The sequence below is a fragment of the Clostridium gallinarum genome, from assembly GCF_014836325.1.
In the GTDB taxonomy this organism is placed as follows: domain Bacteria; phylum Bacillota; class Clostridia; order Clostridiales; family Clostridiaceae; genus Clostridium; species Clostridium gallinarum.
This window is the reverse complement of record NZ_JACSQZ010000045.1, coordinates 1-21,506: the sequence shown is the minus strand read 5'-3', so window position 1 is coordinate 21,506 and position 21,506 is coordinate 1. Positions and strand designations below refer to the sequence as shown.

Below are 21,506 nucleotides of genomic sequence, written 5' to 3'. Positions count from 1 at the left end.
CGGAGTGATATTTATGTTATTAGATAAATTAGCGTTTATAGAGAATAAATATGATGAATTATCTGTAAAGATATCAGATCCTTCAATTATGGCTAATCAAAACGAATGGAGAAAGCTATGTAAGGAGCATGCTGATTTAGAAACTATAGTTACAGCCTATAGAGAATACAGAACAGTTATAGATGATTTAGCAGCAAATAAGGAAATGTTAGCAGAAGAAAGCGATAAGGAAATGAGAGAAATGCTTTCAGAAGAAATTTCTATGTTAACAGAAAGAGAAGCAGAATTAGAAAAACACATTCAAATCTTATTATTACCTAAAGATCCTAATGATGAAAAGAACGTATTTGTAGAAATAAGAGGTGGAGCAGGTGGAGACGAAGCAGCTCTATTTGCAGCAAATCTTTTTAGAATGTATACAAGATATGCTGAAACTCAAAGATGGTCTGTTGAACTAATGAGTGCTAACGAAACTGATATTGGTGGTTTTAAAGAAGTAGTATTTATGATTAAAGGTCATGGAGCTTATTCAAAACTTAAATATGAAAGTGGAGTTCATAGAGTTCAAAGAGTACCTGATACAGAATCAAGTGGTAGAATTCATACATCTACAGCAACAGTTGCTGTACTGCCAGAAGTTGATGATGTAGAAATTGAAATCAATGAAAAAGATTTAAGAATAGATGTTTATAGATCATCAGGTAATGGAGGACAGAGTGTTAATACAACAGATTCAGCAGTAAGAATTACACATATTCCTAGCGGAGTTGTTGTAGCTTGTCAAGATGAGAAGTCTCAATTAAAAAATAAAGAAAAAGCTATGAGGATGTTAAGATCTAGATTATATGAAGCTGCAGAGGCTGAAAGAAATGCAGGCATAGCAGAAGATAGAAAGAGTCAAGTAGGTTCAGGAGATAGAAGTGAAAGAATAAGAACATACAACTATCCACAAGGAAGAGTTACAGACCATAGAATAGGATTAACACTTTATAAATTAGAGTCATATTTAAATGGTGATATAGAAGAAGTAATAAATGCACTAATCACAGCTGATCAAGCTGAAAAGATGAAGCAAATGGGTAATACAGACGCTATTTAATAAATGTAATTGTAAAATAATAAATGAAGAATATATAGTGTATAATTAAAGTGATAAATAATTATTTTAGTATTAAATATTACAATAATTTTTAATTTTACATTATACATTTTACATTGGGGGGCTGTTTGCAACAGCCCCTTTGAAGCAGGTGGGAAAATGAAAATACTTAAAGCCTTAAAGAGGGAAAGAAAGCATAAAAAATACTTTTTTATACTTATGAGTACAATATTTATACTTCTTCCTTTAATAGCTTTTTTATCACAAATAAAGTCGGTATTTTTATGGTCCTATTTAGGACTTATAGAGTCATTAATAATAGTAGAATGTATAAATAAATTAAATTATTATAATTTGAAATTTTCTTGCATTAATAGCAAATTGAAATTTAAAAGCGGTTTATTTTCAAGTGAATCAGTTATTTTATGTGATAAGGTAGTTATTGTACATACGGATAAGTTTAAAGAAGAAATGGATATAATACTTATAAGCACTGTAAAATTTAGAAATAAATATTTAAAGCCAATTTCTAAAACTTTTCTAAAGAAATATCCGGAAGCCTCTGAAGAATATATAAGAATTAAGAAGATTAATCCAGAGGATAATTATTATTTTCAAGTAATAAGAAAAGGTGCTTTGAAAAAATATATATTATTGGATGATATATATAAAAATTGTGTTAGAGCTTCATATACAGCTTCAGCTATAGAAAATATAAAAATAGCAAGAGAGCAAATAGAGCTATAACAATTTATAGAAAGAGGGAATCTTTTTTGGAAACAAAGGTAGCTATCATTAAAGATATGAATAAAGATATTGAAGACTTAAAAGAGGCAGCTAGAATAATATATGATGGAGGAGTTGTAGCTTTTCCTACAGAAACAGTTTATGGACTTGGAGCTAATGCTTTAAATGAGGATGCAGTAAGTAAGATATTTGAAGCAAAAGGAAGACCTCAAGATAATCCATTAATAGTTCATGTTGCTTCTAAAAATATTGATGATTTAGTGGTTGAAGTACCTGAAATAGCCCAAAAATTAATAGATAAATTTTGGCCAGGTCCTTTAACAATAATATTAAATAAAAAAGAAATAATACCAAATAAAACTAGTGCTAATTTAGCTTCTGTAGGTATTAGAATGCCATCAAATAATATAGCATTAAAATTGATAGAACTTTCTGGTTGCCCAATAGCAGCTCCTTCAGCTAATATTTCAGGAAGACCTAGTCCTACAGATGTAGAAAGATGTATAGAAGATTTAAATGGAAAAATAGATTTTATCTTAGGTGGAAATAAAAGTGATGTTGGTGTTGAATCTACAATAGTAGATTGTACAGTTATGCCACCAGTAGTTTTAAGACCAGGTGGAATAACCTTAGAGATGCTTAGAGAAGTTTATAGTGATATAACAATAGATAAAGCTATACAAGGAAAGCCAAGAGAAGATTTAAAGCCAAAAGCTCCTGGAATGAAGTATAGACATTATGCACCAAAGGCTAAGTTAAGAATAATAAAAGGGAATAAAGAAAAAACTATTGAAAAAATTAACGAAATAGTACAAAATTATATAGAAAATGAAAAAAAAGTAGCAATTTTATCTACAGAAGAATTATCTAATAAATTTCCTCAAGGTAAAGTAATTACTTTAGGTAGTGAAAAAAATCTAAATGAAGTTGCTAGAAATTTATTTGAATCACTTAGAAAATGTGATGACTTAAAGGTTGATTTTATCTTATGTCAAGCTTTTGAAGAAGATGGAGTTGGTCTTGCAATAATGAATAGATTAAACAAAGCAGCAGGTTTTGATATATTAGAAGTATAATTAGGGAGGGTGGGGGAAAATCCTCTCTTTTTATTATATAAAATTTACCATATTATAGTTTGGAGGAATTTAAATGAAGAAAATAGCAATTGGTTGTGATCATGGTGGTGTTGAATTAAAATCAGAAATTAAAAACTTTCTAATTAAAGAAGGATATGAAGTTAAAGATTTTGGAACTAATTCAACAGATTCTTGTGATTATCCAGATTATGCACTACCTGTAGCAGAAGCTGTAGCAGCAAAAGAATTCGATTTTGGTATATTAATATGTGGAACAGGTATTGGTATAGGTTTAGCCGCAAATAAGGTTCCAGGAATTAGAGCAGCATTATGTTCAGATACATTTAGTGCTCATGCAACTAGAGAACATAATAACGCAAATATACTAACACTAGGACAGAGAGTAGTTGGACCAGGATTAGCTTTAGATATAGTTAAAACATTTTTAAATACTGAATTCGAAGGCGGAAGACATCAAACTAGAATAGATAAAATATCAGAAATTGAAAAAAAATATAATAAATAAATTAACAATATAGGAGGAATTAATATGAGTAAAGTAACACAAATAGATCACCCATTAATATTACATAAATTAGCATTTATAAGAAGTAAGGATACAGGTTCAAAGGATTTTAGAGAATTAGTAGAAGAAGTATCTATGTTAATGGCTTATGAAGTAACTAGAGATTTAAGTACAGAAGAAGTAGAAATAGAAACTCCAATATGCAAAACTAAATGTAAAATGCTTGCAGGTAAGAAGATGGCTATAGTACCTATATTAAGAGCAGGACTAGGAATGGTTGATGGTATGTTAAAGCTTATACCAGCAGCAAAAGTTGGACATATAGGTTTATATAGAGATGAAGAAACTTTACAACCAGTAGAATATTTCTGTAAATTACCTCAAGATATAGCAGAAAGAGATGTTATAGTTGTTGATCCAATGCTTGCAACAGGAGGATCAGCTGCAGATGCAATAACAATGTTAAAAAGAAGAGGAGCTAAAAATTTAAGACTTATGTGCTTAATAAGCTCACCAGAAGGAATTGAATTTGTTCAAAAAGAACATCCAGATGTAGATATTTATGTTGCAGGTATAGATGAAAAATTAAATGAACATGGATATATAGTTCCTGGACTTGGAGATGCTGGAGATAGATTATTTGGAACTAAATAATTTTTAAGGGGAGAGTAGCCTAAATAAGCTACTCTCTATTTTCTTGTTATAATTTCCTTCCTTCAGTTTGCAAAGAGATAAACATTGTATGACGGTGACTTGGAGCGCATGCGACGGAACAAGGAATATAATGTTTATCTCTTTTTTATTTAAGTTTTAATGTGTATAATAAGATTGATGATATAGGATAATAAAATATAAGTTTATTAATATAAACAATATATTAGGAGGAACCTTAAATGGAAAAGAAAAAAATAATAACTATATTTGGAACAAGACCAGAAGCAATTAAAATGGCTCCATTAGTTAAGGAATTAGAAAAAAGAGAAGGTATTGAATCTAAAGTATGTGTTACAGCTCAACATAGAGAAATGCTAGATCAAGTTTTAGAATTATTTGATATAAAACCAGACTTTGACTTAAATATAATGAAGAGTAAACAAACATTAACAGGTATTACTAATAGAGTTTTAGAAGGTTTAGAAGAAATTTTTATGGAAGAAAAACCGGATATGATATTAGTTCATGGAGATACAACTACTACGTTCTCAGGAGCTCTTGCAGCCTTTTATCAACAAATAAAGGTTGGTCATGTAGAAGCTGGACTTAGAACATTTGATAAATATTTTCCTTTTCCTGAAGAAATGAATAGAAAGCTTACGGGATCTTTAGCTGATTTACATTTTGCACCAACTAAAAGTTCAAAGGCAAATCTTTTAAGAGAAGGTGTTAAAGAAGAAGAAATATTTATAACAGGAAATACAGTTATAGATGCTATGCTTCATACTGTTAAAGATGATTATAAATTTGAAAATGAATTATTAAATAATATAGATTTTGAAAATAAAAAAGTAATTATGATAACTGCTCATAGAAGAGAAAATTGGGGTCAAGGTATAGATAATATTTGTGATGCTTTAAATAAAATTGTAGAAGAAAATAAGGATGTTGAATTAGTTTATCTAGTACATTTAAATCCTATTGTTAAAGATGTAGTTACTAAAAAATTAGGTAATAAAGAAAGAATTCACTTATTACCACCTTTAGATACTAATGAAACTCACAATTTAATGAATAAATGCTTTATGGTTATGACTGATTCAGGTGGATTACAAGAAGAAGCTCCTCATTTAGGAAAGCCTGTTTTAGTATTAAGAGATGTTACTGAAAGACCAGAAGCAGTTGAATATGGCACTGTTAAATTAGTTGGTACTGATATAGAAAAAATAGTTAGTGAAGCTAATACTTTAATTAGAAATAAGGATGAGTATTCTAAGATGAGTAAGGCTGCAAATCCATATGGTGATGGATTTGCTTCAAAGAGAATAGCAGATATTATTGAGAATTATTTTTCAATAAGTAATATAGAGATAGAAGAATATTTGAAATAATATTCAAAAAAGTCGGACAATTAGGTTGAATAAGAGGTAAAAAGTGGTATAATTAAGTTGTGTTAAATATTTAACCAATTTTAAAATTATTAAGGCTAAAAAGGAGAAGTGAATTATGAGAGAAGTTGTAATTGCAAGTGCTGTAAGAACTCCAATTGGTGCATTTGGTGGATCATTAAAGGATGTATCAGCAGCTGATTTAGGTGCATTAGTTATAAAGGAAGCTTTAAATAGAGCTGGAGTTAAGGGTGAATTAGTTGAAGAAGTAATAATGGGTAATGTTATTCAAGCGGGACTTGGTCAAAATATAGCAAGACAAGCTACTATAAAGGCGGGTTTACCTGTAGAGGTTCCAGCTATGACAGTGAATAAAGTTTGTGGCTCTGGACTTAGAACCGTTTCATTAGCAGCTCAAATAATAAAAGCTGGTGATGCTGACATTATAGTAGCTGGTGGAACAGAAAATATGTCTCAAGCACCATACTTATTAAAAACTGCAAGATGGGGTCAAAGAATGGGCGATGGAAAAATGGTTGATTCTATGATCAATGATGCTTTATGGGATGCTTTTAATAATTATCATATGGGAGTTACAGCAGAAAACATAGCTACAGAATGGAATTTAACTAGAGAAGAACAAGATGAATTTGCTTTAAATTCTCAGTTAAAAGCAGAAGCCGCTATTAAGGCTGGTAAATTTAAAGAGGAAATAGTTCCAGTATTAATACATCAAAGAAAAGGGGAACCAAAAGTATTTGATACAGATGAATTCCCAAGATTAGGTTCAACTATAGAAGGATTAGCAAAATTAAAGGCTGCTTTTGTAAAAGATGGTACAGTAACAGCAGGAAATGCTTCAGGAATAAATGATGGAGCAGCAGCTTTTGTAGTTATGAGTGCTGAAAAGGCTGAAGAATTAGGAATTACTCCTCTAGCGAAGATAGTATCATATGGACAAAAAGGATTAGATCCTTCAATAATGGGATATGGTCCATTCCATGCCACTAAAAAAGCTTTAGAAGTAGCTAATTTAAAGATAGAAGATTTAGATTTAATAGAAGCAAATGAAGCTTTTGCAGCGCAAAGTTTAGCTGTTGCAAAAGATTTAAAATTTGATATGAGTAAAGTAAATGTAAATGGTGGTGCAATTGCATTAGGACATCCAGTTGGAGCATCAGGTGCAAGAATACTAGTTACATTAATTCATGAAATGCAAAAAAGAGATGCTAAAAAAGGTTTAGCAACTTTATGCATAGGTGGAGGAATGGGAACAGCACTTATAGTAGAAAGATAATATTTAAAAGCTAAGCCCTCGATTATTCGAGGGCTTTAAAATTATTTGAATTATAAATAGTATTTTAGATAATAATACTATATATAAATAAAGTTTATGACAATTATAATAAAATCATATATATATTTTTAAAAATATATATGAATAAATATTATTGAGATTATTCATTTTTCTAATAATCATTTAAATTTATATAGTATAAAAATGCAAAAAAAATTATTAAAAAGACAGTTGAAAATGTTATCAATATGAGAATTGAAAATGTTGTCAGAAAATAAATTTTCTGAAAAATGAATAATAATGGCTTCATTAAGCTATATTTTGAGATAAAATGAAATATAATGAATTTACTTAAGTAAAAGTGAAATAAACTCGTTTAATCAATTTAAATTAAGTAATAATCTATAAAACAAGGATATTTAAGATTTTCATTAATTTTTTTAGAGGACTATAATAACAAGAGTTAGTTAGGAGTGAGGATAAAATGAGTAGAGAAATGAATAAGATTATTTCTAAGATGATAAAATATGATTTAATTGCAGGATTCATTTTTGTACTTATATTATCTATATTCTTTAATTTAAAAGTGGCGTTAATATTCTTTCTAGGCTTAATAGTTTCATTAATTAATACTATTGCTAATGGATTAATTATTGAATATGCATTAAAAAATGAAAAAAATATGTTATTAGCTATTAGTTATTTAGTTAGAATATTTATTATTATTTTAATAGCATTGCCATTTTTTAATAATTTAATACAACTTTTATCGTATATTTTGGGATATGTATCTCATTTTGTATTTGTTGTATTTTATTGGATGAAAAAAGGGAAAGGAAGTGATTAAGTGGAACCACTAGAACCAATATGGTCGTTTTACATTGGCCCTCTAAAATTAGATATAGTTCCAGAAGTAGTAATGCAATGGATAACTATTGTTTTAGTAGCAATTCTTGCAATATGGGCAACAAGAGGAATGAAACTTAGACCTAATAAAAAGCAAGTAGTCGTAGAATCTATATATACTACATTAAAAAAGGTAGTAATAGATAATATGGGAGAAGAGTTTTTGGACATAATCCCATTTATAGGAACCTTGGCTGTATTCTTGCTATTTATGAATTTAACAGGACTTATAGGATTACCAGTACCAACAAAGAGCTTTAGTGTAACAGTAGCTTTAGCTTTAATAACTTTTTACATGGTTCAATATTATACAATAAAAAAATATGGATTAAAAAGTTATTTTGTGGGATATACGTTACCACTTGCTATAATAACACCTATAAATATATTAGAAAGAATAATGCTTCCAGTATCATTAGCACTTAGATTATTTGGTAATATACTTGCAGCAACTTTTTTAGTAGAGTTGTGTTATGAAGCTTTAGGACATATAGGATTTATAGCAAATTTAGCAATACCGGTACCATTACATGCATATTTTGATATTTTTGATGGTGGTATTCAAACAATAATATTTATAATGCTAACTATGATAAATATTAAAATGGTAGCAGAACATTCAACGCATTCAGAACATTAATTTAGTTAAATATTTTTATTAAATTATAAATTAAAAAATTATTAAATTATACTTTTATTAAAGGAGGATTTTTATTATGGAAATATCAATGAGAGCATTAGGAGCAGCAATAGCTGTATTAGTAGGAATAGGAGCAGCAATAGGTATAGGAAATGCTACAGCTAAGGCGGTAGAAGGTATATCAAGACAACCAGAGGCAAGTGGTAAAATAACTACAGCTTTAATGCTTGGATCAGCTTTCGCAGAAGCAACAGCAATTTACGGTTTATTAGTATCAATTCTTTTAATATTCGTTGGAGTAAAATAGTGTCTTAGGGCTCCAGAAGGGAGGCAATAGTTATGTTAATGGAAGTAAACCCTAGTACCCTTATAGCCACTATAATTAACTTTATTATTCTTTTAGCTATTCTAAAGCATTTCTTTTTTGAAAAAGTTAAGGCAATTATTGATGAAAGAGAAAACCTTATTAATGAACAATTAGATAATGCTGAAGAAGAAGCAGAAAAAGCAAGAATGCTGGCTATAGAAAATGAAAGAATACTAAAAAATGCTAGAGAAGAAGGGAAGTTAATTACAGAAAGACATAAGCAAAAAGCTGAAAAGATATATGATGAAATCATAGAAGAAGCTAATAAAGAGTCTAAAGTAATAATTGAAAGAGCAAAAGTTGAAATAAATAGAGAAAAAGAAAAAGTAGAATATCAATTAAAGAAAGAAGCTATTGATTTAGCCATTGAACTTTCTAAGAAGGTTATAGAGAAGAATATAGACGAAGAAAAAAATAGAGAGTTAATTGGAGACTTTATAACTAAGGTAGGTAATTCATAATGTATGAATATTTAGACCGTAGATATGCACTGGCTTTATATGAAGTGGCAGAAGAAAAAGGGAAAGTTCAACAATATCTACAAGATTTAAGAGAAATCTGTAATCTAATAGATACAAATAAAGAATTCTACGAAGTAATTAAACACCCTCAAATTAGTACTAAAAAGAAGAAAAGAACTTTTATTAATATTTTTAAAGGTCATATTGATGAAGAATTATTATCATTTCTATTAATTCTTATAGAAAAGGATAGAATACTATACTTAAGAGAAAAGCTAGAGGAAATGGAAAAAATAGATTTAGAGAGAAAAAATACTCTAAATGGTATTGTAAAAACAACAGTTCCTTTAAGTAAAGAAGAGTTTGAAAAACTAATATCAACATTAGAAAAAAAATATAATAAAAATATTATATTGGAACAAATTATTGACGAAAGTATACTAGGTGGTATTTACGTAAGAGTTAATAACGATGTTATAGATGGAACAGTCAAATCTAAGTTAGAAGAACTAAAAGAATTGATGCTTAAGACAGAATAGAGGTGAAGGTATGAATATTAAGCCTGAAGAAATAACTTCCATAATTAAAAAAGAAATCGAAAGATATGAAAAAGAAATTAAAACTGTAGACTCAGGAACTATAATTCAAATTGGTGATGGTATAGCTAGAGTTTATGGATTAGATGATTGTATGGAAGGTGAATTATTAGAATTCCCTAATAATGTTTTTGGAATGGCCCTAAATTTAGAACAAGATAATGTAGGTTGCGTTCTTTTAGGATCAGAAGAAGGCATTAGAGAAGGCGATATAGTAAAAAGAACTAATAAAATAGTTGAAGTTCCTGTTGGAGAAGAGTTACTAGGAAGAGTAGTTAACCCTCTAGGAGAACCTATAGATGGAAAAGGCCCTATTAATAATGCAGGATATAGACCTATAGAAGTTCCAGCTCCAAGTATTATAGATAGAAGCTCTGTAAATGAACCTTTACAAACTGGTATAAAGGCTATAGATTCTATGATACCAATAGGAAAAGGTCAAAGAGAACTTATAATTGGAGACAGACAAACTGGAAAAACTGCTATTGCAGTAGATACAATATTAAATCAAAAGGGCAAGGATGTAATTTGTATATACGTTGCAATTGGACAAAAGCAATCAACTGTTGCAAATATAGTTAATACATTAGAAGAATTTGGAGCATTAGACTATTCAATAATAGTAGGTGGTACAGCTTCAGAATCAGCACCGCTTCAATATTTAGCTCCATATGCTGGATGTAGTATGGGTGAATATTTCATGCACAAGGGAAAAGATGTATTAATAATATATGATGATCTTTCTAAGCATGCAGTAGCTTATAGAACAATGTCATTACTACTTAGAAGACCACCAGGTAGAGAAGCATATCCAGGAGATGTATTCTATATCCATTCAAGACTTTTAGAAAGAGCTGCAAAGTTATCTAAAGAAAATGGTGGAGGATCATTAACTGCCTTACCAATAATTGAAACATTAGCTGGAGATGTAACTGCATATATTCCAACAAATGTTATTTCGATTACAGATGGACAAATATTCCTAGAATCAGATTTATTCCATTCAGGACAAAGACCAGCAGTAAATGCCGGTATATCTGTATCAAGAGTTGGTGGAAATGCTCAAATTAAAGCAATGAAACAAGTTTCTGGTACTTTAAGATTAGAATTAGCTCAATATAGAGAGCTTGAATCTTTTGCACAATTTGGATCTGATTTAGATAAAGATTCTAAGAAGAGACTTGAAAAAGGTAAGAGATTAGTAGAAGTTTTAAAACAAGATCAATATTCACCTATGGATGTAGAAAAACAAATAGTTATTCTTTATGCTATAGTTAATGATTTCTTATCAGATATTAAAGTTAATGATATTAGAAGATTTGAAAGTGAACTTTTAGAATATATGGATACTCATAATAGAGATTTATTAAGAAAGATAACTGAAGTTAAGACTTTAACTGATGAAATAAAATCAGAATTAGAAAATTCTATTGTAGAGTTTAAGAAAATATTCTTACAAGATGCATAGCTTAAAAAGCTATGCAATTCTTTAGGAGGTGGAAACTTGGGAGCAGCAGGACTTATAGATATTAAGAGAAGAATAAAGTCGGTTGAAAGTACAAGAAAAATAACAAAAGCTATGAATCTTGTAGCCACTTCTAAACTTAGAAAAGCAAGGAAAGAACTAAATGATAATGAGGAATATTATAAGTTAAGTGAAGAAATAGTTTTTAATTTAATGTCAGCATTACCAGAAAGTTATGAAAGTTCCTTCTTTAACACAAATTCTAATGATTTAGATAAGCTATATATTGTTATGGCTTCAGATACAGGCCTTTGTGGAGGCTTTAATGGAAATGTAGCTAGCAGCTTAAATGATTTAATTAAGGATAAAAGCTCAGCTAGAATAGTAGTTGTAGGAGCTAAAGGAATTTCCTATATGAGAAAATACGGATTTGATACTATTAAAGAGTATGTAGAAATTCCAGATATCCCTACTATTAAAGAAGTTAGATCTATATATGACGATGCGTTATTTATGTTTAATAATAAAGAAGTTGGAGAGGTTAATATTGTATTTACAGAATTTAAATCTCCAATTAAGCAAGAAGTTAGAATAGAAAGATTATTTCCATTAGAAATAAAAAGAGATAAATTAGAGCAATTTTTAATAGAACCTAATTTAGAAGAAGTTTTAAATTCAAGTTTAGATATATATTTTAAATGTAAAATAAGAAGAGCTATGTTACATTCAAAAGTTAGTGAGCAAAATGCTAGAATGACTGCAATGGATGGAGCAACTCAAAATGCCAATGATATCCTACAAGGTTTAAATCTTAAGTATAATCGAATAAGACAAGGAATGATAACTCAAGAAATATCTGAAATTGTAGGTGGGGCAGAGGCTCAAAAATAGTAAGGAGGGATTACTGTGCCTGAAAGAGTGGGAAAAGTAGTTCAAGTAATTGGACCTGTAGTAGATATAAAGTTTGATACAGATTCTTTACCTAATATCTATAATGAAATTAGAATAGATATGGGAGAGAAAGTCCTAGTAGTTGAAGTTGAACAACACGTTGGTGATGATATAGTTAGAACTATAGCAATGGAATCAACTGAAGGTTTAAAAAGAGGAATGAAGGCAATAGATATGGGAAGATGTATTTCTGTTCCTGTAGGAAAAGAAGTACTAGGAAGAGTATTTAATGTTCTGGGTAATCCTATAGATAATGCTGGAGATGTAGATATAAAAGAAATGTATCCTATTCATAGACCTGCACCAAGTTTTAAAGAACAATCTTTAGAACCAGAAATGTTTGAAACTGGAATAAAGGTTATTGACCTTTTAGCACCGTATCAAAGAGGTGGTAAAATAGGTCTATTTGGTGGAGCTGGAGTTGGAAAAACAGTTTTAATTCAAGAGCTTATAAATAATATAGCAAAAGAACATGGTGGTCTTTCAGTATTTACAGGTGTAGGTGAAAGATCAAGAGAAGGTAATGATTTATATTACGAAATGAAAGAATCTGGAGTTATAGATAAAACAGCTTTAGTATTTGGACAAATGAATGAATCGCCTGGAGCTAGAATGAGAGTTTCATTAACTGGACTTACAATGGCTGAATACTTTAGAGATCAAGGTCAAGATGTACTTCTATTTATAGATAATATATTTAGATTTACTCAAGCTGGATCAGAAGTATCTGCTTTACTTGGAAGAATTCCATCAGCGGTTGGTTATCAACCAACTCTTGCAACTGAAATGGGAGCTTTACAAGAAAGAATCACATCTACTAAAAATGGTTCTATAACATCAGTTCAAGCAGTTTATGTTCCAGCTGATGACCTTACAGACCCAGCACCAGCAACAACATTTACTCACCTTGATGCAACAACAGTTTTATCAAGAAGTATAGCAGAGCTTGGAATATATCCAGCAGTTGATCCACTAGAATCTAACTCAAGAATATTAGATCCAAGAGTTGTAGGTAAAGAACACTATGATATAGCTACATCTGTTAAGAATATACTTGAAAGATATAAAGAATTACAAGATATAATTGCAATTTTAGGTGTAGATGAATTATCAGATGAAGATAAGAAAGTAGTTGCAAGAGCAAGAAGAGTTCAAAGATTCTTATCTCAACCATTTACAGTTGCTGAACAGTTTACAGGAATGCAAGGTAGATATGTACCAGTAAAAGAAACAGTAAGAGGATTTAAAGAAATATTAGATGGTAAATATGATGATTTACCAGAATCAGCTTTCCTTTTTGCAGGAACTATAGAAGAAGTTATAGAAAAAGCTAAGACCTTAAGTTAGGGGATGAAGCTATGAGTAAAACTTTTAAAATAACTATAGTGGCTTCAGGAAAAGAACCTATGGAGTTCGAAGGAGAAGCATTAATTACATCTACTAAAGATGGCAAGGTAGAATTTAAAGCTAATCATACCCCTATAATTACTAGTACGATTCCAACAAAAACTATGATAGTTAATGGTAGTGAAAGACAAGGTATATTTACTTCATCTGGAATTATATATATTAAAAATAATGAATTAAAATTTTGCTGTGATGCAGCAGAAAAAAGTTCGGATATAGATAGGGATAGAGCTTTAAAATCAAAGGAAAGAGCTGAAAAAAGATTAAAAGAAAAAGACAATAACATAGATATAGAGAGAGCTAAAAGAGCATTAGCAAGAGCAAATGCTAGAATTAGTACTATAAGTATGAATGAGTAAAAATAAAGAGGACATATGTCTTCTTTATTTTTTTGTTTTAAAAGAATAAAAATTAAATCAGTAACTATAAACTTATCTAGGATTATAGTTGGATAATGACAATTAATCACAAAATTCAACTAAATTTATATATTATAATATGACTATTATTTTTTGAATAAAATAAGGAAAATGGACAATAATTAAAAGTGAAAGGTAGGGTAAATATGAAAAAGATATTTAAGATATTACCTATAATAGCCTTTTTTTCTTTAATTATTGGAATAACACCAGTAAAATCTGAAGTTAATTCAGATAATTTTTATTTTTTAGAGAATAAAATGATTAATACTGGAGATTTTATAGAAAATGGGGTTAGGGTAGAATATAATTCAAAAAATAATTTAGAAACTGAGATACTTATAATTAAAAATAATTTAGAAGAATTACTTAAAGATGAAATTAAGATTACTGATAATATAATTTTCTTTAAAGATGAATTTAGAGAAATTAATGTACTAGCATGGAAGGAAGATAAAGGTACCAAGGTGCAAATTAGCTATATAAATAGTAGTAATAAATATACAACTAATCATATAAAAAATGAATTAGAACAAATACAAAATTTTCAAGGTAAAAATATAAAATATTTTAATTTTGTTAAGGTAAAAATAATAGAAGATAAAAAACAGAATCTTTTAGATGCACTAAAGAATAATGTAAATAAAGAAACTCTAGAGGAATTAAATATAGTCAATGGAATTATAGGAAAAGGAGAATTAATAAATGGAAATAAATTTAATTTCTCCTTAATGAATTATGATAAAGAAGAATATTTAATTCTAGGAACACCAGTGATATTCGTAACATACTAACAATTTATAATGGAGGATAATATGGAAAAAATCATAGTTGAAGGTGGTAATAAACTAAAGGGTGAAGTGAATGTTAGTTTAGCTAAAAATTCTGTTTTACCTATAATAGTTGCAAGCATTTTAAATCCCAATAATATAGTTATAGAAAATGCACCTATGTTAGAAGATGTAATAGTATTAACTGATTTATTAAAAAGTATGAATTGCAAAATTGAAAATATTGGAGAAGGTAATCTTGAAATAAATACATCTAGCTTAAATGAAATAAATTTAAATAGTGAATTAATAAGAAAGATGAGGGCATCATTTTTAATTATGGGGCCTATGTTATCAAGATTTGGTAGGTGTAGAATATCTATGCCTGGAGGCTGTAATATAGGAAGTAGACCAATTGATTTACACTTAAAAGGTTTTAAGTTACTAGGTGCTGAAATAGAAACTGAACATGGGTATGTAGAAGCAAAGGCAAAAAGGTTAAAAGGAAATAGAATATATTTAGATTTTCCATCTGTAGGTGCAACTGAAAATATTTTAATGGCAGCTGTTTTAGCAGAAGGTACAACTATTATTGAAAATGCAGCAGAGGAACCAGAAATATGGGATCTAGCTAATTTTTTAAATTCAATGGGAGCTAAAATTCAAGGTGCAGGTGTAGGTAAAATAACTATAGAGGGAGTTGACTCCTTAAAAGGAATAAGCTATAAACCTATATATGATAGAGTTGAAGCAGGCACATTCATGGTTGCTGCGGCAATAACAAATAGTAAAATAACAATAAATGGAGCAAATGAAGAGCATTTAAGGCCCACTATAGAAAAATTAAAGGAATGTGGTGTTAAGTTTGAGATTAGAGGTAAAGATATAATTACTGTAGATGGAACTAAATTAAAATCACCAGTAGATATTAAGACATTACCTTATCCAGGCTTTCCTACTGATATGCAACCACAAATGATGGCATTACTTTCAGTTACAAAAGGCTCAAGTATAATAACAGAAACAGTATTTGAAAATAGATTTATGCATGTAGCAGAGTTAGTTAGAATGGGTGCTAATATTAAAATAGATGGTAGAACTGCAATAATAGAAGGGGTCAATTCTTTAACTGGATGCGATGTAAAAGCTACAGATTTAAGAGCTGGTGCAGCTATGATACTTTCAGGGTTAGTAGCTCAAGGAAGAACAGAAATAAGTGATATATATCATATAGATAGAGGCTATGTTAATATAGAAGAAAAGTTTAGAGGCTTAGGAGCAAATATATATAGAGTTGATAAATAATATTATTTTAACTTATATTTTATAAAAGGATAAATAATATCTTAGGGTTACTTAAAAGCAACCAAGTAAGATACTATTTATTCTTATTTTTTATTCTTTAGGAAATTATATTTATAGACAAATTGTAGATAATTTTATAAGAGTAGTAAAATTCGTAGTGTAAGAATTAGCGGCTTAATAATTTCCTTAACATAAAAATTAAAAATTAAAGTATATCTAATGATTTTAAACATATATTTAAATGTATTAATTAGAAGGGGGTTATATTGTGAAGAAAGAAATTGTATCTAATTTATTTTTTAGTATTTTAATACTATTATTAATGATAATATCACCTATGTTTATTATTAAATCTACACCAACAAAAGCAAGTACGGATGAAGATAATAATTTGCTGAGTGTAGATGAAGATAATAAATTAATATCAATAAAGGGAAATGATAAAATAAAGGTATATATAACTAAAGAAGAGAGAATAGAAGAAATTTCATTAGAAGAGTATGTTAAGTCCGTTGTTTCAGGGGAAATGCTTGTTAGTTTTAGTGAAGAAGCTTTAAAAGCACAAGCTGTAGCTGCAAGAACATATATAATATCAAAAAGATCAAAGCCTTGTGATATTGCAAATGGTGCTGATGTTTGTGATACAACACATTGTCAAGTTTATATAAGTAAATCTGAGAGATTAGAAAAATGGGGAGATAAAGGTGAGGAATATTGGAATAAAATTTCAAAAGCTGTTGAGGAAACAAAGGACAAGGTTTTAACTTACAATAATGAATTAGTATTATATCCACAGTATTTCTCTACAAGTTCTGGAATGACAGAAAATGCAGTAGATGTATTTTCAAATGATGTGCCATATTTAGTATCTACAGAAAGTAAAGGAGAAGAAATAGCACCAAAATATGAATCAGAATTTTCTTTTAACATAAATGAATTTGTTAGTAAGATAAATAATAAATATCCAGAAGCTCAATTAACTGCAGATAATTTAAGTGGAAATATAGAGATAATAAGTAGAAGTGATGCTGGTGGAATAAAAGAAATAAGGTTTGGTAATACAAGAATCAAGGGGGCTGATTTTAGATTAGCTTTTGGATTAAGTTCTACTAATTTTGAATATAGTATAGATAGTGAAAATATAGTTTTTAAATGTAAGGGGTATGGGCATGGTGTTGGTATGAGTCAGTGGGGCGCCAATGTTATGGCAAATAATGGCTCAAATTATGAAGAAATATTAAAGCATTATTATAAAGGAACGGAGTTAAAAGCAATAGAGTTTAAAGAATAAAATATAAAAAAATGGGAATAATTTATTGTATAGGAATAACCAATAAATTATTTGTAATTTTAATTTTTAGAGTGTGAAAATTATTAATAATTTTTATGCTCTTTTTTAATGCATATAAAGTATAAAACTATTTCTTATATGAATAGAATTTCATGATTTAAATACATAAGTATATTGTTGGTAAATGTAGAAATTTGATGAAAATAAATCAAATGTAAGTTGTATTAATTTACTACAAAGGGCAAGAATACAAAAAGGAGGTGTTAACATGAATTTAAATAAAAAAGATAAGGTAAAAGACTTCTTTAGAAAGGATGGATTTTATCTAGCATTATTCCTTTGTTTATGCGTAATTGCGACTGTTGCTATTGTTACTACTAAGAAAAATAATTCGTTAGAAGAAAACAATACAGCACAAAATGAATTTACTTTAAACATTGATGAGCAAGAAACTTCAGAGGCTAAAAAACAAAATGCTGAAAGAGTAGAGGAAGATATTACAAATGAATTAGTGGAAGCAGAAGAAGAAGAAAGTGATCTTAATGTTTCATCAGGAACTAATACTGAAGTAATATTTTCAAATCCTATTAATGGGGTGATTTCAAGAGGATATACATATCCAAAGCCTCAATTAATGTCTGATGGAACTAGTAGAAATATTAGAGGAATTGATATTAGTGCAGCAATTGGAAGTGAAATTAATGCTGCAGCAGTAGGAGAAGTAAAGGAAGTTTCAAGTAAGGTAGAAGAGGGAAATTATGTAGTTATTGCTCATGCTAATGGGTTATATACAAAATATACTAATCTATCAAATGATATAAGAGTAAATGTAGGCGATAGAGTTACTGAGGAAACTGTTATTGGAACTGTTGGAAATAGTTCGATGATATTTACAAATGATCAATTTGGAGAACATGTAAGTATTGAAGTACAAGATGCAAGTGGTAAAGACTTAGATCCAACAGCATATTTTACATTTAAAGAAGATTAATCATGAGGCTGTCGCACAATAAAAAACTATCTGTGCGATAGCCCCAAAAATAAATTCGATAAAGAGGAGGTAATATTTTTGAAGGATTATATAGAAGAAAGAGTTTTAGAAGTTGCAAAGTATATAATAGAATCAAAAGATACGATTAGAAAAACAGCAAAAGTATTTGGTGTAAGTAAAAGTACAATTCATAAAGATATGACAGAAAGATTACCTAAAATAAATCCCACAATCGCGAAAGAAACACATTTAATATTAGAATTAAATAAAGCAGAAAGACATATTAGAGGTGGAAAAGCCACTAAAATGAAATATAAGGCTGCTGATTAATAATAAATATTAAAGGTTAAAATAAATACAAAAATATTGAAGGTTAATCATATTCCATATATAATAAGAAATAGGGCAAATATTGTAAAAAGAAATTGTTTTATGAAATTATATAGATTTGATTAGGAGTGAATAAGGAATGTGGTTTTTTAAAAGTAGGGGAGATTTAGGGATTGATTTAGGTACTGCTACAGTTTTAGTTTATGCTGAAGGTAAAGGGGTTATACTTAAAGAACCTTCTGTTGTAGCAATAAATAAGAATACGAATAAGGTACTTGCTGTAGGAGAAGAAGCAAGAAAAATGATTGGAAGAACTCCAGGCAATATAGTAGCAGTGAGACCTTTAAGAGATGGGGTTATATCAGATTATGATGTAACTGAAAAAATGTTAAAAGCATTTATAAAAAAAGCTTATGGAAAAAGTAAGATAACAGCTCCTAATATAATGGTTTGTGTACCTTCACAAGCAACAGAAGTAGAAAAAAGAGCGGTAATTGATGCTACAAGAAATTCTGGAGCTAAAAAAGTACATCTAATAGAAGAACCTTTAGCAGCAGCTATAGGTGCAGGAGTAGATATAACTAAACCAAACGGATCTATGATCATAGATATTGGTGGAGGAACTACAGATGTAGCTGTAATATCATTAGGCGGAATTGTTGTAAGATCATCTATTAAAGTTGCTGGAGATACATTTGATGATGCTATAATTAAATATGTTAGAAATAATTATAAAATAATGATAGGTGAGAAAACAGCAGAAGAAATAAAAATTAGCATAGGATCAGCATTTAAGGGTTCTAGAAATTTAACTGCAAGTATGAAAGGAAGAAATTTAATAACTGGTTTACCAGATGAAATTTCTGTTACTTCTGATGAAGTAAATAGTGCATTAAGAGAATCTGTAACATTAATTGTTGAAAGTGTTAAATCAGTATTGGAAAAAACACCACCTGAACTAGCAGCTGATATAATAGAAAAAGGAATTTTAATGACTGGTGGAGGTTCTTTACTGCACGGTTTAGACAAGTTAATAGAGCATGAAACTGGTGTTAATGTTGAGATTGCAAGTAATTCTATTGAGGCAGTTGCGGAAGGAACAGGAAAGGTTTTAGGATATTTAAATAAATTAGAGCCAAATTTAGTAGATAATGAAATTACTTTAATTGAAGAATAAATTTCTACATAATTTATATAGGTTATTAAGGAGCATATAGCTCCTTTTTTGTTAGCTTTTAGATTTTTTTTCAATTATTGAATTATATGCGAGGATAATAGATTTAGATATTGTTTTAGCCATTTCCATAATTAAATATAACCTAATACTTCTATTGGTAAAAAATATAGAAGCATCACTTGAATCGACAACACCTATAATTGAAGCATCACCTACCTCAGGTAGGATTTTACCGACTCCCTTTCCTGGATGAACTGGATAATCTCTAATATGTATTTCCCCAATAGAGTCATTTTCTCCTAAACAAGCATCTACACCTATAATTTTTGAGTTTGGATGAAGTTTAGTGATATAGCTTAATTTTTCTTTAATATTTAAAGCATGAATAGGAGATTCAAGAGTTCCATAAACAGGAAGATCAAAATTGCTTTCTAATAGGATAGTTCCAACAAGCGGACCTAAACAATCTCCAATGCATTTATCTGTTCCAATACAAATTATTATAGTATCTTCTTCAATATATTCCTCTAACTTAGTTGCTATATTATAATATGAATTATAATCATTATAATGTATCTTATGCTTCAAAGCTTCACCTCCTCAGTTATACAAATATATGCAATAAAAAATAAAATATAATTAAATGTATAAAAAAACATTAAGAGGAGATTAATTAAATAAAGGAGTGAGGTATATGAGAAAAATTTCAGTTTATTTACTAGCTATATTATTAGGAATAAGTATTCCAGTATATTTTTTATTAATTTGGGAGCCACTAAAATCTGAAGAAGCTTTAAGTGAAAATGTATCTGATGTTAGTATTAATAATTCAAGTGAAGAAAGTAAAGAAAATCAAGTTATAAATAATAAAGAAGAAAAACTTTTATTAAAATTAAACAATAATTCAAATAGTTTTCTTGAAAATTTAGAGGGTAATAGAAAAGATAGTATAAATGTAATTTTAAAGAAATTATCTGTAAGTGATTTAATAAAAGTTAATAATTATTTTGTGGATAAAGATAATAAAGAAAATGTAAAGTTAGGTATTGAATTAATTAGAAGACGTCTTTCATATTCTGATTATGAAGTGTTTAAAAATATCATTGGAAATAAGGTGGATTCAACAATTATTCAATGAGTTTTAAATAAGAAATAAAAAATAAAATAAATTTTAAATTAAAAGATATTAATATTAAATAAGAGTAAATAAAAGAAAAGGAGAAAAATATAAAGATAATCTCTTTAAATGAAGATATATAACACTTGAAATTCAGATATAATAAATATATACTAGTCATTGTCAGTTGAGAGCGACGAAGTTACTTAACTGAAATTAAATAAAGTTGAATTAAATAAATTTTATACATGGGGGAGTTCCCGAGTGGCCAAAGGGGGCAGACTGTAAATCTGTTACGTTATCGTTTCGATGGTTCGAATCCGTCCTCCCCCACCATTTAAAGTTTATTTGATTAATATGCTGGCATGGCTCAACGGTAGAGCAGCTGACTTGTAATCAGCAGGTTGTAGGTTCGATTCCTATTGCCAGCTCCATAATAAGGGGGAGTTCCCGAGTGGCCAAAGGGGGCAGACTGTAAATCTGTTACGTTATCGTTTCGATGGTTCGAATCCGTCCTCCCCCACCA

The 21,506-nt window shown here is 29.0% G+C and carries 24 protein-coding genes and 3 tRNA genes; 26 read left to right on the top strand and 1 reads right to left on the bottom strand.

Going from position 1 to position 21,506, the window contains the following annotated elements; translation table 11 throughout:
• The first annotated feature begins 13 nt into the window (after positions 1-13).
• The 22 genes from prfA to mreB all read left to right on the top strand — a co-directional run bounded on the left by prfA (position 14) and on the right by mreB (position 19,863).
• On the top strand, positions 14-1,099 hold the full coding sequence (prfA, locus tag H9660_RS11705) for a peptide chain release factor 1 (RefSeq protein WP_191750560.1): 1,086 nt from the start codon (positions 14-16) through the stop codon (positions 1,097-1,099).
• Positions 1,100-1,258: 159 nt separating this feature from the next.
• Positions 1,259-1,846 carry a hypothetical protein gene (locus H9660_RS11700; RefSeq protein ID WP_191750559.1) on the top strand — a complete coding sequence of 196 codons (588 nt, stop codon included), beginning with the start codon at positions 1,259-1,261 and terminating at the stop codon, positions 1,844-1,846.
• Positions 1,847-1,872: 26 nt separating this feature from the next.
• Entirely contained in the window at positions 1,873-2,922 is a 1,050-nt protein-coding gene (locus tag H9660_RS11695) for an L-threonylcarbamoyladenylate synthase (RefSeq protein WP_191750558.1), read from the top strand.
• A gap of 73 nt (positions 2,923-2,995) precedes the next feature.
• Positions 2,996-3,448, top strand: coding sequence for a ribose 5-phosphate isomerase B (gene rpiB, locus H9660_RS11690; RefSeq protein ID WP_191750557.1), 453 nt, complete (start codon positions 2,996-2,998; stop codon positions 3,446-3,448).
• 24 nt (positions 3,449-3,472) lie between these two features.
• On the top strand, positions 3,473-4,102 hold the full coding sequence (upp, locus tag H9660_RS11685; protein ID WP_191750556.1) for a uracil phosphoribosyltransferase: 630 nt from the start codon (positions 3,473-3,475) through the stop codon (positions 4,100-4,102).
• 239 nt (positions 4,103-4,341) lie between these two features.
• Entirely contained in the window at positions 4,342-5,493 is a 1,152-nt protein-coding gene (gene wecB / locus H9660_RS11680; protein ID WP_191750555.1) for a non-hydrolyzing UDP-N-acetylglucosamine 2-epimerase, read from the top strand.
• A 115-nt stretch (positions 5,494-5,608) separates the two neighbouring features.
• Positions 5,609-6,787 (top strand): acetyl-CoA C-acetyltransferase, encoded by a 1,179-nt coding sequence (locus tag H9660_RS11675; protein WP_191750554.1) that lies wholly within the window; start codon positions 5,609-5,611, stop codon positions 6,785-6,787.
• A gap of 484 nt (positions 6,788-7,271) precedes the next feature.
• Positions 7,272-7,634, top strand: coding sequence for an ATP synthase subunit I (locus H9660_RS11670; RefSeq protein ID WP_191750553.1), 363 nt, complete (start codon positions 7,272-7,274; stop codon positions 7,632-7,634).
• Positions 7,635-8,333 (top strand): F0F1 ATP synthase subunit A, encoded by a 699-nt coding sequence (locus H9660_RS11665; protein ID WP_191750552.1) that lies wholly within the window; start codon positions 7,635-7,637, stop codon positions 8,331-8,333. It begins immediately after the preceding gene.
• A 76-nt stretch (positions 8,334-8,409) separates the two neighbouring features.
• Entirely contained in the window at positions 8,410-8,640 is a 231-nt protein-coding gene (gene atpE / locus H9660_RS11660; RefSeq protein ID WP_008676605.1) for an ATP synthase F0 subunit C, read from the top strand.
• Between the two features lie 38 nt (positions 8,641-8,678).
• Entirely contained in the window at positions 8,679-9,161 is a 483-nt protein-coding gene (locus H9660_RS11655) for a F0F1 ATP synthase subunit B (RefSeq protein ID WP_191750568.1), read from the top strand.
• A complete protein-coding gene (locus tag H9660_RS11650) occupies positions 9,161-9,700 on the top strand; it encodes a F0F1 ATP synthase subunit delta (protein WP_191750551.1) in 540 nt (179 codons plus the stop codon). The genes H9660_RS11655 and H9660_RS11650 overlap by 1 nt, the downstream gene beginning before the upstream one ends.
• Before the next feature lie 10 nt (positions 9,701-9,710).
• A complete protein-coding gene (atpA, locus tag H9660_RS11645) occupies positions 9,711-11,225 on the top strand; it encodes a F0F1 ATP synthase subunit alpha (RefSeq protein ID WP_191750550.1) in 1,515 nt (504 codons plus the stop codon).
• 36 nt (positions 11,226-11,261) lie between these two features.
• The gene (gene atpG, locus H9660_RS11640; RefSeq protein WP_191750549.1) at positions 11,262-12,113 is read left to right on the top strand and encodes an ATP synthase F1 subunit gamma; all 852 of its coding nucleotides are present in this window, start codon (positions 11,262-11,264) and stop codon (positions 12,111-12,113) included.
• Between the two features lie 15 nt (positions 12,114-12,128).
• Positions 12,129-13,520 (top strand): F0F1 ATP synthase subunit beta, encoded by a 1,392-nt coding sequence (gene atpD / locus H9660_RS11635; protein WP_191750548.1) that lies wholly within the window; start codon positions 12,129-12,131, stop codon positions 13,518-13,520.
• Between the two features lie 11 nt (positions 13,521-13,531).
• Positions 13,532-13,939, top strand: a complete 408-nt coding sequence (locus H9660_RS11630) for an ATP synthase delta/epsilon chain alpha-helix domain-containing protein (RefSeq protein WP_191750547.1) — start codon at positions 13,532-13,534, stop codon at positions 13,937-13,939.
• A 206-nt stretch (positions 13,940-14,145) separates the two neighbouring features.
• Positions 14,146-14,793, top strand: coding sequence for a hypothetical protein (locus H9660_RS11625; RefSeq protein WP_191750546.1), 648 nt, complete (start codon positions 14,146-14,148; stop codon positions 14,791-14,793).
• 21 nt (positions 14,794-14,814) lie between these two features.
• Positions 14,815-16,074: a UDP-N-acetylglucosamine 1-carboxyvinyltransferase gene (gene murA, locus H9660_RS11620; protein WP_191750545.1), complete on the top strand. Its 1,260-nt coding sequence runs from the start codon at positions 14,815-14,817 to the stop codon at positions 16,072-16,074.
• 268 nt (positions 16,075-16,342) lie between these two features.
• Positions 16,343-17,365, top strand: coding sequence for a stage II sporulation protein D (gene spoIID, locus H9660_RS11615; protein ID WP_341479593.1), 1,023 nt, complete (start codon positions 16,343-16,345; stop codon positions 17,363-17,365).
• Between the two features lie 268 nt (positions 17,366-17,633).
• A complete protein-coding gene (locus tag H9660_RS11610; RefSeq protein WP_191750544.1) occupies positions 17,634-18,356 on the top strand; it encodes a M23 family metallopeptidase in 723 nt (240 codons plus the stop codon).
• A gap of 78 nt (positions 18,357-18,434) precedes the next feature.
• Positions 18,435-18,686 (top strand): sporulation transcriptional regulator SpoIIID, encoded by a 252-nt coding sequence (spoIIID, locus tag H9660_RS11605; protein WP_191750543.1) that lies wholly within the window; start codon positions 18,435-18,437, stop codon positions 18,684-18,686.
• Positions 18,687-18,825: 139 nt separating this feature from the next.
• On the top strand, positions 18,826-19,863 hold the full coding sequence (gene mreB / locus H9660_RS11600; RefSeq protein ID WP_191750542.1) for a rod shape-determining protein MreB: 1,038 nt from the start codon (positions 18,826-18,828) through the stop codon (positions 19,861-19,863).
• Positions 19,864-19,914: 51 nt separating this feature from the next.
• Here mreB and yyaC read toward each other — a convergent pair whose 3' ends face one another.
• Positions 19,915-20,451: a spore protease YyaC gene (gene yyaC, locus H9660_RS11595; RefSeq protein WP_191750541.1), complete on the bottom strand. Its 537-nt coding sequence runs from the start codon at positions 20,449-20,451 to the stop codon at positions 19,915-19,917.
• A gap of 106 nt (positions 20,452-20,557) precedes the next feature.
• Here yyaC and H9660_RS11590 point away from each other — a divergent pair, with 106 nt between their 5' ends.
• From H9660_RS11590 to H9660_RS11575, 4 genes are all read left to right on the top strand, one after another.
• Positions 20,558-21,001, top strand: coding sequence for a hypothetical protein (locus H9660_RS11590; protein WP_191750540.1), 444 nt, complete (start codon positions 20,558-20,560; stop codon positions 20,999-21,001).
• A gap of 229 nt (positions 21,002-21,230) precedes the next feature.
• Positions 21,231-21,316, top strand: a tRNA-Tyr gene (locus H9660_RS11585).
• A gap of 23 nt (positions 21,317-21,339) precedes the next feature.
• Positions 21,340-21,414 (top strand) — tRNA-Thr (locus H9660_RS11580).
• A gap of 6 nt (positions 21,415-21,420) precedes the next feature.
• Positions 21,421-21,506, top strand: a tRNA-Tyr gene (locus H9660_RS11575).

Bases quoted from the DNA above. Each gene is read 5' to 3' on its own strand.
- prfA (WP_191750560.1), top strand. From the start codon at position 14: ATGTTATTAGATAAATTAGCGTTTATAGAGAATAAATATGATGAATTA.
- H9660_RS11700 (WP_191750559.1), top strand. From the start codon at position 1,259: ATGAAAATACTTAAAGCCTTAAAGAGGGAAAGAAAGCATAAAAAATAC.
- rpiB (WP_191750557.1), top strand. From the start codon at position 2,996: ATGAAGAAAATAGCAATTGGTTGTGATCATGGTGGTGTTGAATTAAAA.
- upp (WP_191750556.1), top strand. From the start codon at position 3,473: ATGAGTAAAGTAACACAAATAGATCACCCATTAATATTACATAAATTA.
- wecB (WP_191750555.1), top strand. From the start codon at position 4,342: ATGGAAAAGAAAAAAATAATAACTATATTTGGAACAAGACCAGAAGCA.
- H9660_RS11675 (WP_191750554.1), top strand. From the start codon at position 5,609: ATGAGAGAAGTTGTAATTGCAAGTGCTGTAAGAACTCCAATTGGTGCA.
- H9660_RS11670 (WP_191750553.1), top strand. From the start codon at position 7,272: ATGAGTAGAGAAATGAATAAGATTATTTCTAAGATGATAAAATATGAT.
- atpE (WP_008676605.1), top strand. From the start codon at position 8,410: ATGGAAATATCAATGAGAGCATTAGGAGCAGCAATAGCTGTATTAGTA.
- H9660_RS11655 (WP_191750568.1), top strand. From the start codon at position 8,679: ATGGAAGTAAACCCTAGTACCCTTATAGCCACTATAATTAACTTTATT.
- H9660_RS11650 (WP_191750551.1), top strand. From the start codon at position 9,161: ATGTATGAATATTTAGACCGTAGATATGCACTGGCTTTATATGAAGTG.
- atpA (WP_191750550.1), top strand. From the start codon at position 9,711: ATGAATATTAAGCCTGAAGAAATAACTTCCATAATTAAAAAAGAAATC.
- H9660_RS11630 (WP_191750547.1), top strand. From the start codon at position 13,532: ATGAGTAAAACTTTTAAAATAACTATAGTGGCTTCAGGAAAAGAACCT.
- H9660_RS11625 (WP_191750546.1), top strand. From the start codon at position 14,146: ATGAAAAAGATATTTAAGATATTACCTATAATAGCCTTTTTTTCTTTA.
- murA (WP_191750545.1), top strand. From the start codon at position 14,815: ATGGAAAAAATCATAGTTGAAGGTGGTAATAAACTAAAGGGTGAAGTG.
- H9660_RS11610 (WP_191750544.1), top strand. From the start codon at position 17,634: ATGAATTTAAATAAAAAAGATAAGGTAAAAGACTTCTTTAGAAAGGAT.
- mreB (WP_191750542.1), top strand. From the start codon at position 18,826: ATGTGGTTTTTTAAAAGTAGGGGAGATTTAGGGATTGATTTAGGTACT.
- H9660_RS11590 (WP_191750540.1), top strand. From the start codon at position 20,558: ATGAGAAAAATTTCAGTTTATTTACTAGCTATATTATTAGGAATAAGT.